Source organism: Pedobacter sp. B4419 (genome assembly GCF_059693725.1).
This window is the reverse complement of the sequence record NZ_JCASSL010000002.1, coordinates 2,162,817-2,179,636: the sequence shown is the minus strand read 5'-3', so window position 1 is coordinate 2,179,636 and position 16,820 is coordinate 2,162,817. Positions and strand designations below refer to the sequence as shown.

The 16,820-nt window shown below is 42.5% G+C and carries 17 protein-coding genes; 3 read left to right on the top strand and 14 right to left on the bottom strand.

Going from position 1 to position 16,820, the window contains the following annotated elements:
* Positions 1 to 107: 107 nt before the first annotated feature.
* The 4 genes from AC570H_RS20945 to AC570H_RS20930 form a co-directional block, all read right to left on the bottom strand.
* Complete coding sequence (locus AC570H_RS20945) at positions 108 to 1,250, bottom strand: helix-turn-helix domain-containing protein (RefSeq protein WP_497358584.1); 1,143 nt, start codon at positions 1,248 to 1,250, stop codon at positions 108 to 110.
* A gap of 86 nt (positions 1,251 to 1,336) precedes the next feature.
* Positions 1,337 to 1,906 carry a dihydrofolate reductase family protein gene (locus AC570H_RS20940; RefSeq protein WP_497358582.1) on the bottom strand — a complete coding sequence of 190 codons (570 nt, stop codon included), beginning with the start codon at positions 1,904 to 1,906 and terminating at the stop codon, positions 1,337 to 1,339.
* A gap of 88 nt (positions 1,907 to 1,994) precedes the next feature.
* Positions 1,995 to 3,011 carry a hypothetical protein gene (locus AC570H_RS20935; protein WP_497358579.1) on the bottom strand — a complete coding sequence of 339 codons (1,017 nt, stop codon included), beginning with the start codon at positions 3,009 to 3,011 and terminating at the stop codon, positions 1,995 to 1,997.
* 448 nt (positions 3,012 to 3,459) lie between these two features.
* On the bottom strand, positions 3,460 to 4,158 hold the full coding sequence (locus AC570H_RS20930; protein WP_497358578.1) for a GNAT family N-acetyltransferase: 699 nt from the start codon (positions 4,156 to 4,158) through the stop codon (positions 3,460 to 3,462).
* Positions 4,159 to 4,338: 180 nt separating this feature from the next.
* On the opposite strand from AC570H_RS20930, the gene AC570H_RS20925 reads away from it, so the two are divergent.
* The 3 genes from AC570H_RS20925 to AC570H_RS20915 are packed head-to-tail and all read left to right on the top strand — an operon-like array spanning position 4,339 to position 5,945.
* Entirely contained in the window at positions 4,339 to 4,914 is a 576-nt protein-coding gene (locus tag AC570H_RS20925) for a hypothetical protein (protein WP_497358576.1), read from the top strand.
* Positions 4,915 to 4,959: 45 nt separating this feature from the next.
* Positions 4,960 to 5,463 (top strand): GNAT family N-acetyltransferase, encoded by a 504-nt coding sequence (locus tag AC570H_RS20920; protein ID WP_497358574.1) that lies wholly within the window; start codon positions 4,960 to 4,962, stop codon positions 5,461 to 5,463.
* Positions 5,460 to 5,945 (top strand): MarR family winged helix-turn-helix transcriptional regulator, encoded by a 486-nt coding sequence (locus AC570H_RS20915; protein ID WP_497358572.1) that lies wholly within the window; start codon positions 5,460 to 5,462, stop codon positions 5,943 to 5,945. Before AC570H_RS20920 ends, AC570H_RS20915 begins: the two co-directional genes overlap by 4 nt.
* Positions 5,946 to 6,057: 112 nt before the next feature.
* Here AC570H_RS20915 and AC570H_RS20910 read toward each other — a convergent pair whose 3' ends face one another.
* The 10 genes from AC570H_RS20910 to AC570H_RS20865 all read right to left on the bottom strand — a co-directional run bounded on the left by AC570H_RS20910 (position 6,058) and on the right by AC570H_RS20865 (position 16,806).
* A complete protein-coding gene (locus tag AC570H_RS20910) occupies positions 6,058 to 6,957 on the bottom strand; it encodes a helix-turn-helix domain-containing protein (protein WP_497358569.1) in 900 nt (299 codons plus the stop codon).
* Between the two features lie 109 nt (positions 6,958 to 7,066).
* A complete protein-coding gene (locus AC570H_RS20905) occupies positions 7,067 to 7,912 on the bottom strand; it encodes an oxidoreductase (RefSeq protein WP_497358566.1) in 846 nt (281 codons plus the stop codon).
* Positions 7,913 to 8,006: 94 nt separating this feature from the next.
* Positions 8,007 to 9,599, bottom strand: a complete 1,593-nt coding sequence (locus AC570H_RS20900; protein WP_497358564.1) for an ABC-F family ATP-binding cassette domain-containing protein — start codon at positions 9,597 to 9,599, stop codon at positions 8,007 to 8,009.
* Between the two features lie 159 nt (positions 9,600 to 9,758).
* Positions 9,759 to 10,652, bottom strand: coding sequence for a hypothetical protein (locus AC570H_RS20895; protein ID WP_497358562.1), 894 nt, complete (start codon positions 10,650 to 10,652; stop codon positions 9,759 to 9,761).
* Between the two features lie 194 nt (positions 10,653 to 10,846).
* Positions 10,847 to 11,494 (bottom strand): hypothetical protein, encoded by a 648-nt coding sequence (locus AC570H_RS20890; protein WP_497358560.1) that lies wholly within the window; start codon positions 11,492 to 11,494, stop codon positions 10,847 to 10,849.
* Between the two features lie 48 nt (positions 11,495 to 11,542).
* Positions 11,543 to 12,460, bottom strand: a complete 918-nt coding sequence (locus AC570H_RS20885; protein ID WP_497358558.1) for a helix-turn-helix domain-containing protein — start codon at positions 12,458 to 12,460, stop codon at positions 11,543 to 11,545.
* Positions 12,461 to 12,540: 80 nt separating this feature from the next.
* Positions 12,541 to 13,284 carry an SDR family oxidoreductase gene (locus AC570H_RS20880; RefSeq protein ID WP_497358556.1) on the bottom strand — a complete coding sequence of 248 codons (744 nt, stop codon included), beginning with the start codon at positions 13,282 to 13,284 and terminating at the stop codon, positions 12,541 to 12,543.
* A 186-nt stretch (positions 13,285 to 13,470) separates the two neighbouring features.
* Positions 13,471 to 14,295 carry a hypothetical protein gene (locus AC570H_RS20875; RefSeq protein ID WP_497358554.1) on the bottom strand — a complete coding sequence of 275 codons (825 nt, stop codon included), beginning with the start codon at positions 14,293 to 14,295 and terminating at the stop codon, positions 13,471 to 13,473.
* Positions 14,296 to 14,357: 62 nt separating this feature from the next.
* Positions 14,358 to 15,614 carry a DUF2264 domain-containing protein gene (locus tag AC570H_RS20870; protein ID WP_497358552.1) on the bottom strand — a complete coding sequence of 419 codons (1,257 nt, stop codon included), beginning with the start codon at positions 15,612 to 15,614 and terminating at the stop codon, positions 14,358 to 14,360.
* A gap of 1 nt (position 15,615) precedes the next feature.
* Positions 15,616 to 16,806 carry a glycoside hydrolase family 88 protein gene (locus AC570H_RS20865; RefSeq protein ID WP_497358550.1) on the bottom strand — a complete coding sequence of 397 codons (1,191 nt, stop codon included), beginning with the start codon at positions 16,804 to 16,806 and terminating at the stop codon, positions 15,616 to 15,618.
* Positions 16,807 to 16,820 lie beyond the last annotated feature (14 nt).

The window sequence follows — 16,820 nt, the reverse complement described above, 5'->3', positions numbered from 1 at the left end:
AGTTGTCCAAGCGAAACCGCAAAAACGTCCGACAAAAAAAGTCGAACCTTTTTAATGGGTTCGACTTTCTTTTTTACCTCGTACGACTTTTTTCAAGCCATTATCAATCAGCCAGTTCTATATTGTGTTGGTGTTTGATTGGTATATTTTTTAAATGCCGTATTAAAAGAAGATTTGGAGTTAAAACCTACTGCATACAAGATTTCCTGCACATTGAGATTGCGCTTGGCCGGATCTTTTAAGAGTTGCATTGCTTTTTGGATACGGTATTCGTTTACAAAATCGAAAAAATGCTGGTCTTGGTAATGGTTAATCAAAACAGAAAGCTCTTTTACCGGCATCTTCGTTTGATCTGCCAAATCTTGTATGCTTAAAGATGGCGCTAAAAAAGGCTCGTCTCTCTCCATAAATGCTTTAAGCTCGCTAATTTTCCTGCCTATCTCCTGTTGTTCTTCACTTACTTCACGATTAGCGGTGCCGTTTTGAGTTCCCGGCAGGATATCTTTAACCAATTCCAGTTTAGAATCGACGCCCCTAAAAAGCTCAGGATGATACAATGCTTTTAAAACAAACCAGCATAATACGCCAAGGGCAATCACTCCAACCAATAAACTTGCCCAAACAGAAACCTCGGTGTTGGTATAGATAAGCACATTTTTAATAGTTACAATGCTATGGGCGATTACCGAAATCATGGCCAACTGAAAAAGCCACTTGTAGGTGATAATGGTAGGATCGGTATAGTTCTCCTGATAGATTTTCTTGTATTTTTTTAAGGTGAGGAAAATAGCCACGATATAACCAATAAACTGCAGATCATTTAAAATCCGCAAGGCAATATTTTCTAGCTGGCTCATGTAATTTTCGAAAAACTGCGTTTTCGTAGCTACATCTGCAAAATACAAGCCTTTGCTCACTACCATGTTTGCAATAAGGAAAGGAATGATGTGCAGAAGGTGTTTAGGCTTTAGTTTAAAATCAGCATAACAGGCGGCCAGCACATAAAGGTAAAAAAAGGGCATGATCAGCAGGGAAGAGTTGCTCCTCAGCATCTCCCAATTGAGGTGGTTCAGCAAAAAATAGTAGCTAAAGAACCCGCTGATATCTATTGCGCTAAGAATGATAAAAACCGCAAATAGAATGTTGGGCAATTTGTTTTTTGTCTTGACCGTAAGCAGAAAAAGGGACAGGATGAACGATACGAAAACCGTAACAAAACTAATAATCCCTACTAAAATGCCTTTGTCCATTTGCCTGCTGCTTGCTTAGCACGCTAAAATAATACAATTTTCAACGTTGCGCCATATACAAGCCAAATATTGGGCAGAAAATAAGATTAGGCATTTAACACATAGCGAAGCAAGGTGGCCCTACCGTCGAACACCTGGGCATCGATTAGTTTCAGCTCTTTAGGCAGGCCTGCTTCAGGGAAAAAGCGCAAGCCCGTACCTATAACCGAAGGATATACAATGAGATGCAATTCATCTACACATTGTGCATCGAGCAATTGTTGAACGATGGAAAGGCTTCCCCATAAAATGATGTCTCCGCCTGCTTGTCGCTTTAGATTATCCAGTTCAGTTGCCGGATCGTTTTTGCTGATGCTTGCAGGACTTAAATGACCACGTGGAGCCTCACTTAAGGTATTAGAGAAGATGAGCCAAGGTGTTTTTTGGATAGGCATTGCGATAGGCTCTTCTTTCGGATCGGCCTTTGGCCAATAAGGCGCAAACATTTCATAGGTTTTACGGCCCAATATGATCAGGTCTACATTTTCCATTAATTTGCATTGCGCGTGTTCGAGTGGTTGGTTTACGCCCTGCAGTTCCATAAACCTGATGCCTCCATCAAGCGATGCCGCAAATCCGTCAATGGTTACAAACTCCTGTACAATTAGCTTTCTCATGGTTTTAAATTGAACAACTAAGTTCTCGAAAAGTTTAACAAACAAAGCTGTACAAAAGAGACAAATAAGGAGGGTAAACGAGCCGAATCTATTTCAGCTCAATCCCTCTCGCCTTTAACACGCCATTTTTTTTAATCTCCAGCAAATCTTCTGAATAAACCCCAGTTAAAGGATATGCCTTGTTCTTTTCGATCCGGAAATAAGGTGTGGGATATTCTTCTTTAACCACATGGTCATACTCGTCTTCAATGTCAAAAGACAGGTTGTTTTTGAAGGCCAGCTTAACGGTTTTGATGTCCTGTTGCCAATGCCTATCAAAGCGATAGGGATCGCCCGGCCTCGCCCAACGTCCATCTTTTGTAGGGTAAACATCAAAGAACTGATATTTTTCATGATAGAGTTTGCCACAATACTCGCTCAAAAAGAGCATTACGTACTTATAGCTGGCAAACTTTGGTGTTCCATAATGGTCAAATGCCGTAAAATTAATGGTATCTGGCAAAGTGCTGCCATACATGGTTTTGAGCAATTTATATTTTGATACATACTGTCCATCGAAAGGGAAAGACTGATCGCAATAATAAGGATCAATCCGTTTAATGTCTATCTTTTCGGCAATGACCACGTAGTGTTTCGGATTTTTATCCTCGCATTTTTCACGCTCCATACAAACTTCTGGCTCTAAAAGGATATTTATTTTATCCATTTTGATCAAATCTGCCACCGCATATTTTTGGGTAATGTACCTATACGCACTAAAGTAAAGACTGTCTTTCAAATCTGCCTTGATTTGGAATGTCCGGTCGGGTTTTGTTTTCACCACCAAATTGGTATCCCGACTTAGCTGCATAGACTTTTTCATATTCCCATCTATCAGTTTTATAAATTGGGTTGCACTGTCTTTTTTATATTTTTTGCTCAAAGATGAAATCATAGCTGAGTTTGCCTTGTTCCATTTACTAAGCGTATCGTTTAAGATCACCCTCACTGCATTAAATTCGTTATACCTAGCCGAGGTATCGCGTGCGGTTCCCTTGATGAGTACGGTTTGTGAAAAGGAAATATTGAAGCATAGCAACAGTAAAAGCGTAAAGAAAATTTTCATCGCATTAAATTAATGGTTTGGATTGAGGCTTTCAAAATTTTAACAGGTCTTAACAAAAGTAGTTCTAAACTATGATGCGTTTTTCTTGTGAATTGCATACTTGTTATAAAATAATAGATTAGTCCAGCAATCTTAATCGTTTATTTGGGAGCGAAATGCCATTGCCAAAGATTAAGGGCAGTCCAGCTTTTCGTTGTATCTTTTTCGTTTTAACAACGAAAAAGGATGCCGTTGCAATCTGGGCTATTTGACTTGGGGTAGTGTAAGAAACCTTACTTACCTGTTGGCCTTTTTCCCTCTCCTAGCCGGCGGGGCTATGAAACCAAAATAGCGACAGGGCTCCAAGTTCCTTAAACCTGATGGGAGCGGACACGAAGTAAAGCGGACAGCAGGACTGTACCAGCCCAAGAACATTAGACCTTGCTTTTCTAGAAAACAATAAAGTCCACTATTGGTTTGGGCTTGTGGTTTCCTTCCGAATTACATAGGCAAACATATCGCCACGCTTGGTAAAACCCAGTTTTTCGTATAGTTTGATGGCACCAACATTGTCGTTGCGCACATGCAGAAAAGGTGTTTCGCCTTTGGCCAAGATCCTTTTGATCTGTTCGCGGATGAGCATATAGGCATAGCCTTTGCCCAAATGATCGGGATGGGTGCACACGGCACTTACCTCTATGTAGGGCGTAGGATTAAACCGATGCCCGGCCATGGCAACCAGCTGCTTATCGTCGATGATGCCGGTATAATTGCTCAGTTCTATGGTCCTTTCCCTAAATGGTCCGGGCTGGGTCAGTTCTACCAAGGCAATCATTTCGCTTACATGTTCTTTATCCAATTCTGTCAACACCGCATCCTCACCTGCCGGGATAGTTGGATGCTCATAAACGAATTGAAACATGTCAATATGGGCAATCAGTTTCCAGTTTTCGGGAATGGCCAATCTCGTTGGACTAAAAACCACAAAAGTGCTCGCAGCCGGACTGATCTGATAAAGTTCGTTAAATTCTTCTCCGCTGTTCTGCTTGAGGCCGGCAAAAGAAGCCACCTCTTCTTGATAATACTTTACGTTTTCGGTTCCTTTTGCAAAAACGCCATGCGCCGATTTCAGGGCATGGTAGATCGGATTGTCCAACAAGTGTTCCATTACACAAAGATACCGAAAAGCAAGATTTGTTGCCACCCGTTTCTTGCTAGAACTACCAACAAAACGGCACTTGTCTACTAGTCGACCACAAGTCACTTTCTGTCGACGATAAGTCGCTATTCGGCTGTTTACTAAATTTTGCATTCGATTACCTGCTAGTTTTACAGAAAAAGCAAACAGATGAAAACGACCTTAATCGCCCTGATTTTTTCTTTATGGACAAGCGTTCCATTTGATACACCTGATCTAGTTCAAGACACAGACATCCAAACCCGCAAAGAACTCGGAAAAGTGGTGCAGGATTTTATGGACAGCATCAAAGAAAGAGACAGCGTAAAATTTTATGGTCTTTTTTTCGATGGTCCGGTAACGTGGGTTGGCGTTGACAAAGAAAAAAGCTACCAATCGTTTGTAAAAAAGAACAGCAAGGTTAACAAAAACTATTTCAAAAGCAGTCCGCAAAGTTTTATCCGCAGCATTATAGCGGAAGGCGGAGGCGAGGAAGAAAAATTCTACAATGTACGCATGGATGGCGATGAGCGCATGGCTACCATTACCTTCGATTACAGTTATTGGTCAAAAGGTAAAAAGCTGAACTGGGGAGAAGAAAGTTGGGGCCTGATTAGAGCAAACGGACAGTGGAAAATTGCCAGTGTCATCTTCTCTGCCGAGATGGAAAATGTTGCCTCAGAGCCTGCTAGGCAACAGAAAAGCCATAAAAAGTCAACCGAGCTAAAATCAGTCAGAAAAAATTGACAATTTATATTTAAATATACGTAGTTAACTACGTATATTTGGTTCATGAAATTACAGGAACAGATCAAACCCTTAGACAACAGCTTTGTGGATCAGGTTGTTGAACTGATTTTACCCATCCAGCAACTGGAATTTAACGTATCGATAACCGTTAACGATCAGCCCGACCTGCTAGACATCGAAACCTATTACCAGCAACCCGGCGGTAATTTTTGGGGCGCCTTTAGCAACGATGAACTGGTAGGTACCATTGCCCTCCTCTCTATTGGTCATCAGGCCGGTGCCATTCGGAAAATGTTTGTGAAGGAGGAATTTAGGGGCAAGGAAAAAAGCATTGCCCAACAACTGCTCAACAATTTGATCGCTTATTGCGAAGCCGAAAATATTACAGATATTTACCTCGGAACGATAGCACAAATGAATGCGGCCCAGCGTTTTTACGAGCGCAATGGTTTTCAAAAAATCGAGGCCGATCATTTGCCTTCATATTTTCCGAGGATGCAGGTAGATAATCTTTTTTATCACCTGAACTTAAAGAAACAGCAATGAATGTAATAGACGAGGCGGGTATTTTAGCCCTTTCAACAAGGCTCCAGCGGCTGAGCGACCGTATCCGTAAAGACGGTCTGGAAATTTACAAGGAGATGGGCATCAGCTTCGAGCCCAAATGGTTTCCGGTGATTTACGTGTTGCATAAAAAGAATGTGCTGAGCGTTGTAGAAATTGCTGCCGAAATCGGTTATACCCACCCCTCTACCATTACTTTGCTCAAAGAATTGGAGAAAGAAAAAATCATTCGCTCCAAAAAAGACAAAAGCGATGAGCGCAAACGCCTATTGCAACTGAGCAGCAAGGGCCAACAACTGATTGACCAAATGGGTCCTGCCTGGGAAGTGATTACCGAAGCCACCGCCGACCTGATCAACACCCAAAATAACCTGATGCAAGCCATTTTAGAGGTGGAAGAACAACTCAAAATGAAAAGCTTTTTACAAAGGGCGTTGGTGCTGATCAAGGAGAGACAAGGATAGTTTTTACGTAAAATCCCACAAGGCTATTGCCCAATGGGATTTAATCAAGTCTATGTTTTGGCTTTAGTTTTTGATCTGGCGTATTAAATGATGCGCTCTCTTTCGACCTTATTTATACCCTAAATGCCCTTGGGGTTTGCTGGGTATGTTTCCTGAAAAAATTATTGAAATGCGCAGGTGCTTCAAAGCCCAGACAATAACTTATTTCGGCCACGTTCCAGCTCGTATGCTTTAACAAGGCGATGGCTTCGGCCACCAATCGTTCGGCAATGTGTGCCGTAGTGGTTTTTCCGGTAACCAATTTAATGGCCCTGTTGAGATGATTGGTGTGCACATTGAGCTTGCTGGCAAAATCTTTGGCCGATCTTAAGGCAAACTGCTGTGAAGGCGATTCGATAGGAAACTGGCGTTCCAGCAATTCGGTAAAAACACTGGCAATGCGTGCGTTGGCATCGGCATGCTGATACAGTTTTTCAGAAGGTTCTAACTTTAGCGCCCCGTGGATCATCTCCATGATATAATTGCGGATCAAATCGAACTTAAATGCGTAATCAGATTTGATTTCCTCAAGCATTTTCTCGAAGATACTGGCCATCAGCTCATCTTGCTTGGCATTGAGCAAATAGGCGGGTTTGCCCGTCGGAGAATACATGGGCAGTTCTTTTAGGCTTCCGCGGATATGCTCAGTAAAGAAGGCATCCTTAAAAATGCAGAAAAAACCGCTGGCATCTTCAGTCAGTGCCTCAAAGGTATAAGGTGTTTGCGGATTAAAGAACATCAGCGTACTGCCATTAACCTCTAGGGTTTTATCGCCATAATGGTAAAGGTGCCTGCCACGCATAAGCGCGATCTTGTAAAAATCACGCCTGCTGTATTCAACTGGTGGCTTGCCTGGTCCAGCGCAATCTTCCAGCCTAAATACGTTAAAATGGCCCAGATCCGCATTCACATTTTCGTCCTTTAAATTGAACTTGCGTTGGTAAAAATCTTCCAGTGTTTCTACAGTACCCATATTGTAAATTTAAAACATTTTAAACAGAATCTGTCATTCCGAGTGCAACGAGGAATCTCTTTATAATGGATTCTTCGCTGTGCTCAGAATGACAAATTGCTCAAGTCTTTTAATCGCTAAATGAAGTTGAAGTAGCCAATTGGCGGTAAAACTCCATGTCTTTTTGCACAAGTTCTATTTTCTGTTCGGCCGCTTTATAAGCATCTTCGCCAAGGAACAAATGCAAAGGCGCATTTTCTTGATTAGCCACATTGATCATGGCCGCAGCAGCTTTATCTGGATCGCCAGGCTGATTGGCATTGATCTGGTTTTGATGGGCCAATTGTACTTCGCGCACATTTTTATAGGCCTCGATCTCTTGTTTTGGCGCTGCAATAGAACCTTCTCCCAAGAAATTGGTCCTGAAATAGCCCGGCATCACCAAGGTTACATCAATTCCAAAAGGCTTGGCTTCATGGTAAAGCGATTCAGTAAATCCATGAACGGCAAACTTCGATGCGCAGTAGATACCAAATGCCGGAAAACCGCCAGAAAAACCTCCGATTGAAGAAATATTGAAAATATGTCCGCTTTTTTGTGCTCTCAAATACGGCAAAGCCTGACGGATGACATTCAGTGATCCAAAAACGTTCACGTCAAAATTGGCTCTCGATTCGGCGTCGCTCAATTCTTCCAAGCCACCAATCTGGCCATAGCCTGCATTGTTCACCACCACATCGATACTCCCGAAATGTGTAGCTGCTTCTGCTATTTTTTGTTGTACATCTTTTTCATCCAAAAGATCCATTGCCAAAGGCAAGAAATTTTCACTTGTTGTGTTTACGGCTGCTTTTAATCCTTCAACGGTTCTTGAAGTCGCTGCCACTTGATAGCCTTCCTGCAAAAGCCTATTTACCAAAGCCAAGCCTAAACCTTTAGAGGCTCCAGTGATTAACCATGTTTTTTTAGTACTCATCTTTTTGTTTTTTTATGATACAAAGTTGCCGAGTTCATGGATGGCAGCGTTAGCTTGTTTCAAACAGATGATTGCAAAATTCAAACAATGCTCATTATCCTTCCAGCATAAGGGTATCGCTTACGCCTATCTGCTCCAAGAAATATTCATCGTGAGACACGACCAATAGCGTACCCTGATATTCGTTGATGGCCGTAGTTAGGATGGCGATGTGCTGCAAATCGAGGTTATTCGTAGGCTCGTCTAATACGATTAAATCGGGTGCCTGGTTGGCAATGGTTAAAGAACAAAGCATGAGCCGCATTTTCTCGCCTCCGCTTAATGCGCTACAAGGTTTATCCCAATCTGCTTTGCCAAACAAAAACCTGTTGAGCCGGATCTTCACCTCATGTTCTTGCAGGGCGCCGGTATTGAAAAATTGTGCCTGTTCGTACACGCTGAGCTTGTTGTTGATGAGGGTATAATCCTGATCGATGTAAATGGCTTGTACCATTGCCCTTTCCATTGTTCCTTGCGAAGGATCCAATTGGCCCAGCATCATTTTAAGCAAAGTAGTTTTGCCTGAGCCATTTGCGCCTTTAATCGCCCAACGTTCACCGCTACTTAGCTTAAAGCTGACGGGATTCTTCCACAACAAATGATCGCTAAAAGCAAAATTAATTGCATTCGCCTCAATTAACATTTTTCCTTTATGCAGGGAAGCATGGACCAAATCGAGCTTCATTTGGTCGGTTTGAGACCTATGCTGGCGCAACTGTTGCAGTTCTTGTGCAATCGCGCCAACCTTTTCGGCATGTACACCTTTCATTTGGGCCGTACTTCTTTCGGCACTGTTGCGCAAGCTGTTCATTACAATGGTGGGCATCCCGGCCTTTTCTTGTTTTTTCTTGCCCCGGGCATCGAGCTTTTGTTGGCGTTCCAAGGCTTCTTTTTCTATTTCCTTCGCCTTGCGCAAAGCTTTTTCCTTACTTTTAAGATCATTGTTCAAAGCCTCGCTGGCAATTGCCTTTTGTTCGGTATAAAAATCGTAATTGCCACCATATACGGCAATGCCTTGCGGGCTCAATTCGTACACGGTATCGAGCTTATTTAACAATGTCCGATCGTGGCTTACCACCACCAAGGTATTTTTAGTGGTTTGTATATAATCATAAAGCAGCTTTCTGCCTTGGGCATCTAAATGATTGCTGGGCTCATCGAGCAATACAATTTCTGGCCGATGCACCCAAATACCCGCCAAGAAAATCTTTGTTTTTTGTCCCCCGCTTAGGCTTTCCATCGTTTGCGACAATGAAATCCCATCCAGTTTCCAGTGTTCAAAAGCCATTTGGCAACGTTCTTCAATGGCCCAGTCGTTATCGAGCAGGTTCATGTTTTCGTCGCTTGCCTCGCCTGCCAGTATTTGGTTAAGCGCATCAAGTTTGGGCGCAACTCCTAAGGCTGATGCTACAGTGTAATGGTTAAACTGTCCGAAAACCTGAGGTACGAGATAAGGTTCGGCCTCTGTTTGTACCCTTCCACCAAGCGGCATTAAGCGGCCTGCCAAAATTTGCAGCAGAGTAGATTTTCCGCTGCCATTGTTCCCCAACAGGGCAATTTTATCGTGTTTGTTAACGACGAGGTTTAACTCATCGAATAATATATCTTTATTGGGATGTGCATAGACTACATCTTGAAGCGTAAGCATAAATTCCTTTCTTTTAAACGTGAACAAATACAGGCTTGATAGCAGCCTTGTTTATTTTTCGTGAAAGAAATTAAATCCTACATTGATGTTTGCTTTTGTTGGAGGATACAAAAGTAAGAAAAAATCGGCCATGTCACAAAGACCACTTGACAATAAGGGCTATCCGAAGGCATTACCTACAAAGCGGGTGCCGTTAAAAACCAGCTTTCTAACTACTCGTTTTTGTTTTTCTCCTTCTGCACGCTGGATAGGCGTCAAGTCATCAGTCAGGTAAATAAGGGTAAGGGTTTGGGTTTTCGGATCGAAGGCAAAAGTTTCAATGTCTTCAAGCCTTGCTCCCAATGTAAGGCAGGAGCTGTTGTTTTCGCCATAAGAGATCGCATCATCACTAGGGGCATCAAATGCATCGTAGTTAAAGTTTGCCTTGTCTTGTTCCAGCTCAACCACTACCGCCGTTTGAAAAATGCAAGTATTGCAGCCTATACCTGAACCTAAGCACAAGTACAGGTTCTTTTTAGACCTCAGCTTATAAATTTTATCGAACCAAGCGCCTGCAGAAGGAAAAAGATTTCCTTGTTCTGTTCCGATGATATCATCGTAGGCTGCTTTTGCCTGCCCCGATTGTGTTTTATAATGCACCATGCTGATGTTGCTCTTGAAACTGCCACCTGTATTCTCGTACCAGTTAAACAGCCAAAGTTTTTCATCGTCAGAATGGATGATATTTAATCCAGGAGCCTGCAGTAAAGCCTTGAGGTTTTGTCTGGTAATTTCAGGGTCTTGGAGGACAGTTTCTAATGTGGATGCAATGGTGGCGTTAAGGTTGGCGACCCTGTCTACGGTATCGTTTTCGTACATGGGCTGTAGGGTATCTGCAACGGCGAAAAGCTTTTTCAAACTGTCTACTATTACAAAAGACTGGCCCTTAGCTGAGGTAGTTGAGGATGAAGTGGCTGCATTAGAATCCCTAGCTCCCGATTTTGGGTCTGGCGAACAAGCATAGAAGCCCGTTAGCAACAAAAGCATTAGGGGAACCACTTTACAGGACATCATATAGAGAGTTAACGGATGCACGAAGATGGCAAACCTTGTGCAAAAAAAAAAGCCACCAAGCCATTTAAAGGAACTAGGCCCAAAAGACAAAAACGTTTTAGTGCAAATAACTATCGTAACAGCACATATTTACAGCCATTTAAACAAAAAAAGGTGTTTTCTGCACTTTCGTAAATTATTCATTACCATTCAGATCACGGTTGGCTTCTCCACTGTTCTAGGCTAAGCTCCTTGTCGCTTACAGGATCATAAAACCTAATCTCATAGATCGGATAGGTATATACCCTTAAAGAAAAAAGCCTTGATACAATATCTTCCCCTCTTGTTGAAGTTTCTACCTGGTAATAGGGTTTATCGCTACTTGGTTTTGAAACTATGACCACATTGTCTGCATTTTCTTTCACTTCTATCAGGTTTCCAACGTCATGCAGCACTTTCTTATCGCTTACTGGTGCCGCAAAGGGTTTACCGACAATCGTTTTAAAATCGACCATTCGGTTAGCGGTGTACTTGCTATCATTGTCGCCAGCTTCTGTCAGCGTATCTAAGCGCCAACGCACCACGAAGAGCTTGTTGAGCAGTTTATCGGCTACAATATCATCGGCAACCAGTTGAATTGTATCTTTTTTGGCATCTAAAAATACGGCATACCAGTAGTCCATATTGCCATTAAAGTGAATAAACTGCAAGGTATCAGTATTGATTTGAAGTGTTTGTGGCGTTTGCAGAACGGCAACCTGTGTACTGTCTTTAGGTGGTTGATTAGCAAATTCTTTCTTGTGACCAGAACAAGCCACAATAAAAGCAAGGAATACAGCTAGAGCGATATATTGAAGCTTCATTTTTTAGTTTAAAATTCTACAGCAAAATCCTTGCCTCAACCATAGGCATTAGTTAAAAGACCGCTTAAACTGCACTGGCGTAAGATTGGTTTTCTTTTTAAAGATCTTATTGAATGACTGCGGGTGTTCAAAGCCCAATTGATAGGCCACTTCTGCTACCGACAAATTGCCTCTGGTCAGGTAATCTTTTGCCTTGTCGATCAGTTTTTGATGGATATGTTGCTGTGCGTTCATCCCGGTTAGGTTACGGAGGAGATCGCTGAGGTAACTTGCCGACACATTGAGCTCGTTGGCCAAATACTGCACAGTAGGCAGGCCTTTTTGCAGGGCACTTTCATTGTTAAAGTATTGTTCTAGCAATGTCTCCATCTGACTGAGTACATCATTGTTAATGGCCTTATGGGTAATGAACTGCCTGTTATAAAAGCGATTACTGTAATTCAGCAGCAATTCTACCAAACTAAGGGTTACATCTTGGCTAAAATGATCGATCCGTTGCTCTAATTCATCTTGTATGTTTTTAAAAACACCAAAAATGATTTCCTTTTCGTTTTCTGAGAGCTGCAAGGCCTCATTGGCATGATAAGAGAAAAAGCCATAATTTTTAATGTTCTTTGCCAGTGCGTGACCGAGAAAGAAATCGGGATGGATCAACAAGGTAAAGCCTTCACACTCCCCGCTGTTCTCGTCGTTGGCAATCAATTGGTTGGGCGAAATAAACGATAGGCCACCTTCATTAAAGTCATAATAATGCTGTCCGTACCTGATCTTGCCACTGAGGTACTTTTTATAGGAGATTTTATAGAAATCCATCAGCATCCCTTTGGCAATATCAGAAATATCGCCACTAATGTTTTTATAATCGTTGAGCGCAATTAAGGGGTGGGAAGGCGGAGGCATACCCAAGGCCTTGTTCATTTGGGCAATGGAATGAAAAACGTAAGGCTGGTGTGCTGATTTTTTCATGCTACAAAATGTGGTGATGCAATTTACGAAATTGAAGAGGAGAATGTTCAATTAAAACATTCTCCCCTCCCTTAATTGGTTTAAGGCAACTGGGCTGTAGGCCTGATGATCATTTCGTTCACATCTACTTCGGCCGGCTGGCCAATTGCATAGGCTATTGCGCTGGCCATGCTTTCGGCAGGAATGGCCAAGTGCTTAAACGAAGGAACCATAGCCTTAACCTGTTCATCGGTAATGGCATTGGTCAATTCGCTATGGGTAATACCTGGGGAGATGATGGTGGTGCGGATGTTGTAAGGCTTTACTTCTTGGCGCAAACCTTCGCTAATGGCTCTAACGGCAAATTTGGTACCTGAATATACCGCACTTGATGGAGCCACAATGTGTCCAGCTACTGATGATATATTGATAAAATGGCCGCTCATTTGTGCTTTGAAGTGTGGCAAAGCTGCGCCAATTCCATAGAGCACGCCTTTAATATTGATATCGATCATGCTTTCCCACTCTTCATAATGCAGGTTTTCGAGCATTGAGATCGGCATTACACCGGCGTTGTTTATCAAAACATCTATCTTGCCAAATTCGGCTATCGTGTTGTTGATAAGGGCTTCCACTTCTTGGCGTTTGCTTACATCTGTGGCGAACGCCTTGGCTTTACCACCGGTGGCAGTGATTTCGGTCACCAACTGGTCTAATTTTCCTTTGCGTCTGGCCGCTAAACTTACCTGCGCGCCTAACGAAGCCAAATGCTTGGCTGTAGCCAATCCGATGCCACTGCTAGCTCCGGTAATGACCACTACTTTTCCTTTGATCTGAGTTTCCATTTGTATTGAATATTTTTTCAAAACAAAGGTGGCGCATCATGAAATCTTCAAATTAGCCAAACCCAAGAATAGTGTAGCCGAAATGAGCTAAGGGTGGAAGGTTGAAAGTGGAAAGTTAAAAGTTGAAAGTGGAAGGTTAAGGGTTAAATAATTAGCCACAGATTAACAGATTTCTACAAACAAACTTTATAAAGCTTGTTTATTGTAACGCATACGATATATCTTTAGTAATTTACCGAGCGTGATATAGTCCTTATCTAATGTCTCAAGCAACATACTTTCAGAACCATTAGGATGCGAATAAGACAAGGTATAACTAGCACTAACTCCCGAACCTTGGCCTGTAACCTTTTCATTCTTTATGTATTTCCATTCAAAAAAATCTGTATTTACTGTTTGTATACCTTTTTCATTGAGGACAATTTGTGGTTGGGTATTTCTAAGTTCTTTGATTTTTTTAACAATCCAATATATATTGCCTGCTAGCAAAAAAAAACCTAAAATATAGCGGTTATCCATAAATAAATAAACTATCCCAGGTATAAAAATCAGCACTAGCAAAAGCTCAAGAATCGTTCTCTTTTTTGAAAAGAAAACTTTTGTTTCATTTGGTATGGCGAAATCATCGAAGAACACATCTTCTTGATCAAATTTGAGCTGTAATTCTCTCCATTTCACCTTAGCCGTTATGTTACGAATTTCGGTGTTTTCAAAGGGGCTATTATCTGGCCAAATGAGTTTTTCTTCAATAGCTCTTTTCTTTAGTTCGTGAACATTTCTTACATTTTCAAAGGCCCAAACTCTCCATTTGGTAATCATAATGCTCCAACAAAGCCAGCTAAGAGCAAATCCAAATATTAAAGAAGTTGCTATAATCCAAAAAGATGTAATTCCTAAAAATGCTAGACAAATGCAGAGACCAAATGTTACAAAAATAATAAGCAACACAGGATAGTTTACCATTCGTCTTCCTTTGGCTAAAGCCTCATCAACAGTTACCGTTTCCTTCATCAGTTTTGTTCAAACAACAAATATACAATACTAAGTATCTGTTAACCTGTGGCTAAAAAACATTAATATTCTACATGGTAATCTTTAGGAAAATGTTCGCCTTTCCAGGCTTTTTTGGAAGTCCAATCGGCTGCAGGATCTGCCCAGAATGAATCTGAAGCTGGCAAGCCTAGGGGCAGGAACGATAAGGTAGCCATGTACAAGCTACCCGTTGAGGTATAATAATCGGCAATGGCCGGATCGTTGCCGCAAAAGCCCAACTGTAGCCAACCCTTGCTGTCGAAAGTACCTTTGGTTTCGTACATGTTCTGTTTTACCTTGGTAAGGGCCGATCGCACCTGTGCGGGGGTGACACCTTCGGGCAGTTTTTTCATCAGTGCCAGTTGAGCCAATGCCTGAAAACTCCCGGTTCTGTAGGTAATGGAACGGCCAATTGGCGGAAAAGTTCCCTCTGGCGAAATCATTCTTTCCTGTCCTACGCCATATCGTTGCATTCTTTTCAGTGCCAAATCGTATTGTGCCTGCGTAGCTAGTCCATGTTGCAACATCACGGCAACCGTATCTACCATCATCGGGTGGATCACAAAAGAATTGTAATAATCGAAAGCCAGGTTTGGACCATCGCCATACCAACCATCGCCTTTGTACCATTCGTTCAACTTGGTTACGCCCTGCTTTAAACGGGCATCGTCATGCTGTTCGCCAATGTGCAACAAAAAAGCTTCGGTAATGGATCCAAACAAGAGCCAGTTATTGGTAAAGGGTTTTCTGTTTCGTAACGATTTAAAAGCGGCCACAATGGCTTGTTTGGTAGCCGGTTTTAAAGGTTTCCATAAGGCTTCGGGCGCGCGCAAAAAGGTTTGTGCCAAATAAGCCGAATCAACGATGGGCTGATAGTCTTTTTCAAAATTGAGCTGATCGGGGCTATTCGGCGCAAAGCAGCTATCCAAACCCTGAACTGCCAAGTCGCGGAGTTTTTTGCGGAGCTTGCCTTCTGCCGTATCATCGTCTGGCAAAGCCAACCAAGGCGCAATGCCCGCATAGGTACGGCCCACTGCTTCAAGATAGGTCACGCTTGCCGATCGCGAATCGAAAGTAGGCGATTTGACTACCACCATATTTTGTTTCAGTTTGCCCTCGGCTAGGTTAGCTACTACCGGATAGGCCATTTTGTAGAGCAGCTGATACCAATAGGCCCGATCGTCGGCAGGTTTAAGGTTCTTTTTCTTAACCGGGGCTTCGGTGGCCATTAACTTCGGACTAATCATTGCCAATAATCCCGAAAACGAGAGTGCTCCTATAAAATTTCTTCTTTCCATATTATAAATACCAGTTCTTATATCTTAACAATGCTTCCAAATAATAGTAATCTGCATAGGTTAAAGGTACATCTACTTCCGATTTTAACGGCAATGCACCCACGCTATGTTTCAACAAAAAGCCACCATTGGTGCCAGCCTTGGCCGTATATTCTTCGCCAGAAAGCGACACCAACATGGTTTTGGCTTCCGAGATGTAATAATCCTTGTCTTTTTTGTTGCTGTATTGTCCCAATTCCAGCAAAGCCGAAGCAATTACCGAGGCTGCTGAGGCATCGCGATAGGTATTCGGGATATTCGGCGCATCAAAATCCCAATAAGGAATGCCGTCTTTAGGCAAGGCTGGATTTTTAAGGATAAATTTCGCAATATGCTGCGCCTGTTCCAAATAGCGCTTGTCTTTGGTAAAGCGATACATCATGGTATAGCCATACAAAGCCCAAGCCTGTCCGCGTGCCCAAGCCGATTCATCACCTGCGCCTTGAGCCGTAGCTTTTTTTACGACATTGCCATTGGTCAAATCATAATCTACTACGTGGTAAGAACTGTAGTCTTTGCGAAAATGGTTTTTGAGTGTCGCATCGGCATGATTAAGGGCAATTTGCCAAAACTTTTTATCGCCTCCGTTTTGGGCTACCCACAGCAACAGTTCCAGGTTCATCATGTTATCGATAATAACAGGACCTTTCCAGGTTTTGCTGGCATTCCACGATTGGATGATTTTGGCATCCGGTCTGTACCTGGTAACCAGCGAAGCCGCAGCCGTATCAATGGTTGGTTTGTAAATTGGATTTTTGGTAATCCGGTAGGCATTGCCGAAGCTGCAGTACATCATAAAGCCCAAGTCGTGGTTGCCTGTGTAGTGTTTTTCCTTTTCCAATATGGCCAATCTCTTTTTGGCCTCGCTAAAGGTAGCGGTGTCTTTGGTGTACTCGTAAATATAGAGCAGGCTTCCCGGGTAAAAACCGCTGCACCACCATTGCGTATCGCTGCTCTCCCATTTGTTTTTAGCGGCATAATAAGTTTTGGGCATGCGCGTGGCAGGTGTGTTTTTGGCTAACAGCTGGTATTGTTGTTGTGCCAGTTTAAATTGCCTGTCTATCAGCTGCGCCATGGATTTGTCCTTCTCCTGTGCAAAACTTGGCACCAAACCAGCAAGCAACAGGAGCATTATCGATATTCTTTTGTTCATTTTTGTAGTACTAT

What these genes read in the sequence shown, in the direction of transcription:
- AC570H_RS20895 (WP_497358562.1), bottom strand. Translation starts at nt 10,652, where the DNA reads ATGATGTCCTGTAAAGTGGTTCCCCTAATGCTTTTGTTGCTAACGGGC.
- AC570H_RS20930 (WP_497358578.1), bottom strand. Translation starts at nt 4,158, where the DNA reads ATGGAACACTTGTTGGACAATCCGATCTACCATGCCCTGAAATCGGCG.
- AC570H_RS20945 (WP_497358584.1), bottom strand. Translation starts at nt 1,250, where the DNA reads ATGGACAAAGGCATTTTAGTAGGGATTATTAGTTTTGTTACGGTTTTC.
- AC570H_RS20875 (WP_497358554.1), bottom strand. Translation starts at nt 14,295, where the DNA reads ATGAAGGAAACGGTAACTGTTGATGAGGCTTTAGCCAAAGGAAGACGA.
- AC570H_RS20925 (WP_497358576.1), top strand. Translation starts at nt 4,339, where the DNA reads ATGAAAACGACCTTAATCGCCCTGATTTTTTCTTTATGGACAAGCGTT.
- AC570H_RS20915 (WP_497358572.1), top strand. Translation starts at nt 5,460, where the DNA reads ATGAATGTAATAGACGAGGCGGGTATTTTAGCCCTTTCAACAAGGCTC.
- AC570H_RS20905 (WP_497358566.1), bottom strand. Translation starts at nt 7,912, where the DNA reads ATGAGTACTAAAAAAACATGGTTAATCACTGGAGCCTCTAAAGGTTTA.
- AC570H_RS20910 (WP_497358569.1), bottom strand. Translation starts at nt 6,957, where the DNA reads ATGGGTACTGTAGAAACACTGGAAGATTTTTACCAACGCAAGTTCAAT.
- AC570H_RS20890 (WP_497358560.1), bottom strand. Translation starts at nt 11,494, where the DNA reads ATGAAGCTTCAATATATCGCTCTAGCTGTATTCCTTGCTTTTATTGTG.
- AC570H_RS20920 (WP_497358574.1), top strand. Translation starts at nt 4,960, where the DNA reads ATGAAATTACAGGAACAGATCAAACCCTTAGACAACAGCTTTGTGGAT.
- AC570H_RS20870 (WP_497358552.1), bottom strand. Translation starts at nt 15,614, where the DNA reads ATGGAAAGAAGAAATTTTATAGGAGCACTCTCGTTTTCGGGATTATTG.
- AC570H_RS20885 (WP_497358558.1), bottom strand. Translation starts at nt 12,460, where the DNA reads ATGAAAAAATCAGCACACCAGCCTTACGTTTTTCATTCCATTGCCCAA.
- AC570H_RS20865 (WP_497358550.1), bottom strand. Translation starts at nt 16,806, where the DNA reads ATGAACAAAAGAATATCGATAATGCTCCTGTTGCTTGCTGGTTTGGTG.
- AC570H_RS20935 (WP_497358579.1), bottom strand. Translation starts at nt 3,011, where the DNA reads ATGAAAATTTTCTTTACGCTTTTACTGTTGCTATGCTTCAATATTTCC.
- AC570H_RS20880 (WP_497358556.1), bottom strand. Translation starts at nt 13,284, where the DNA reads ATGGAAACTCAGATCAAAGGAAAAGTAGTGGTCATTACCGGAGCTAGC.
- AC570H_RS20940 (WP_497358582.1), bottom strand. Translation starts at nt 1,906, where the DNA reads ATGAGAAAGCTAATTGTACAGGAGTTTGTAACCATTGACGGATTTGCG.
- AC570H_RS20900 (WP_497358564.1), bottom strand. Translation starts at nt 9,599, where the DNA reads ATGCTTACGCTTCAAGATGTAGTCTATGCACATCCCAATAAAGATATA.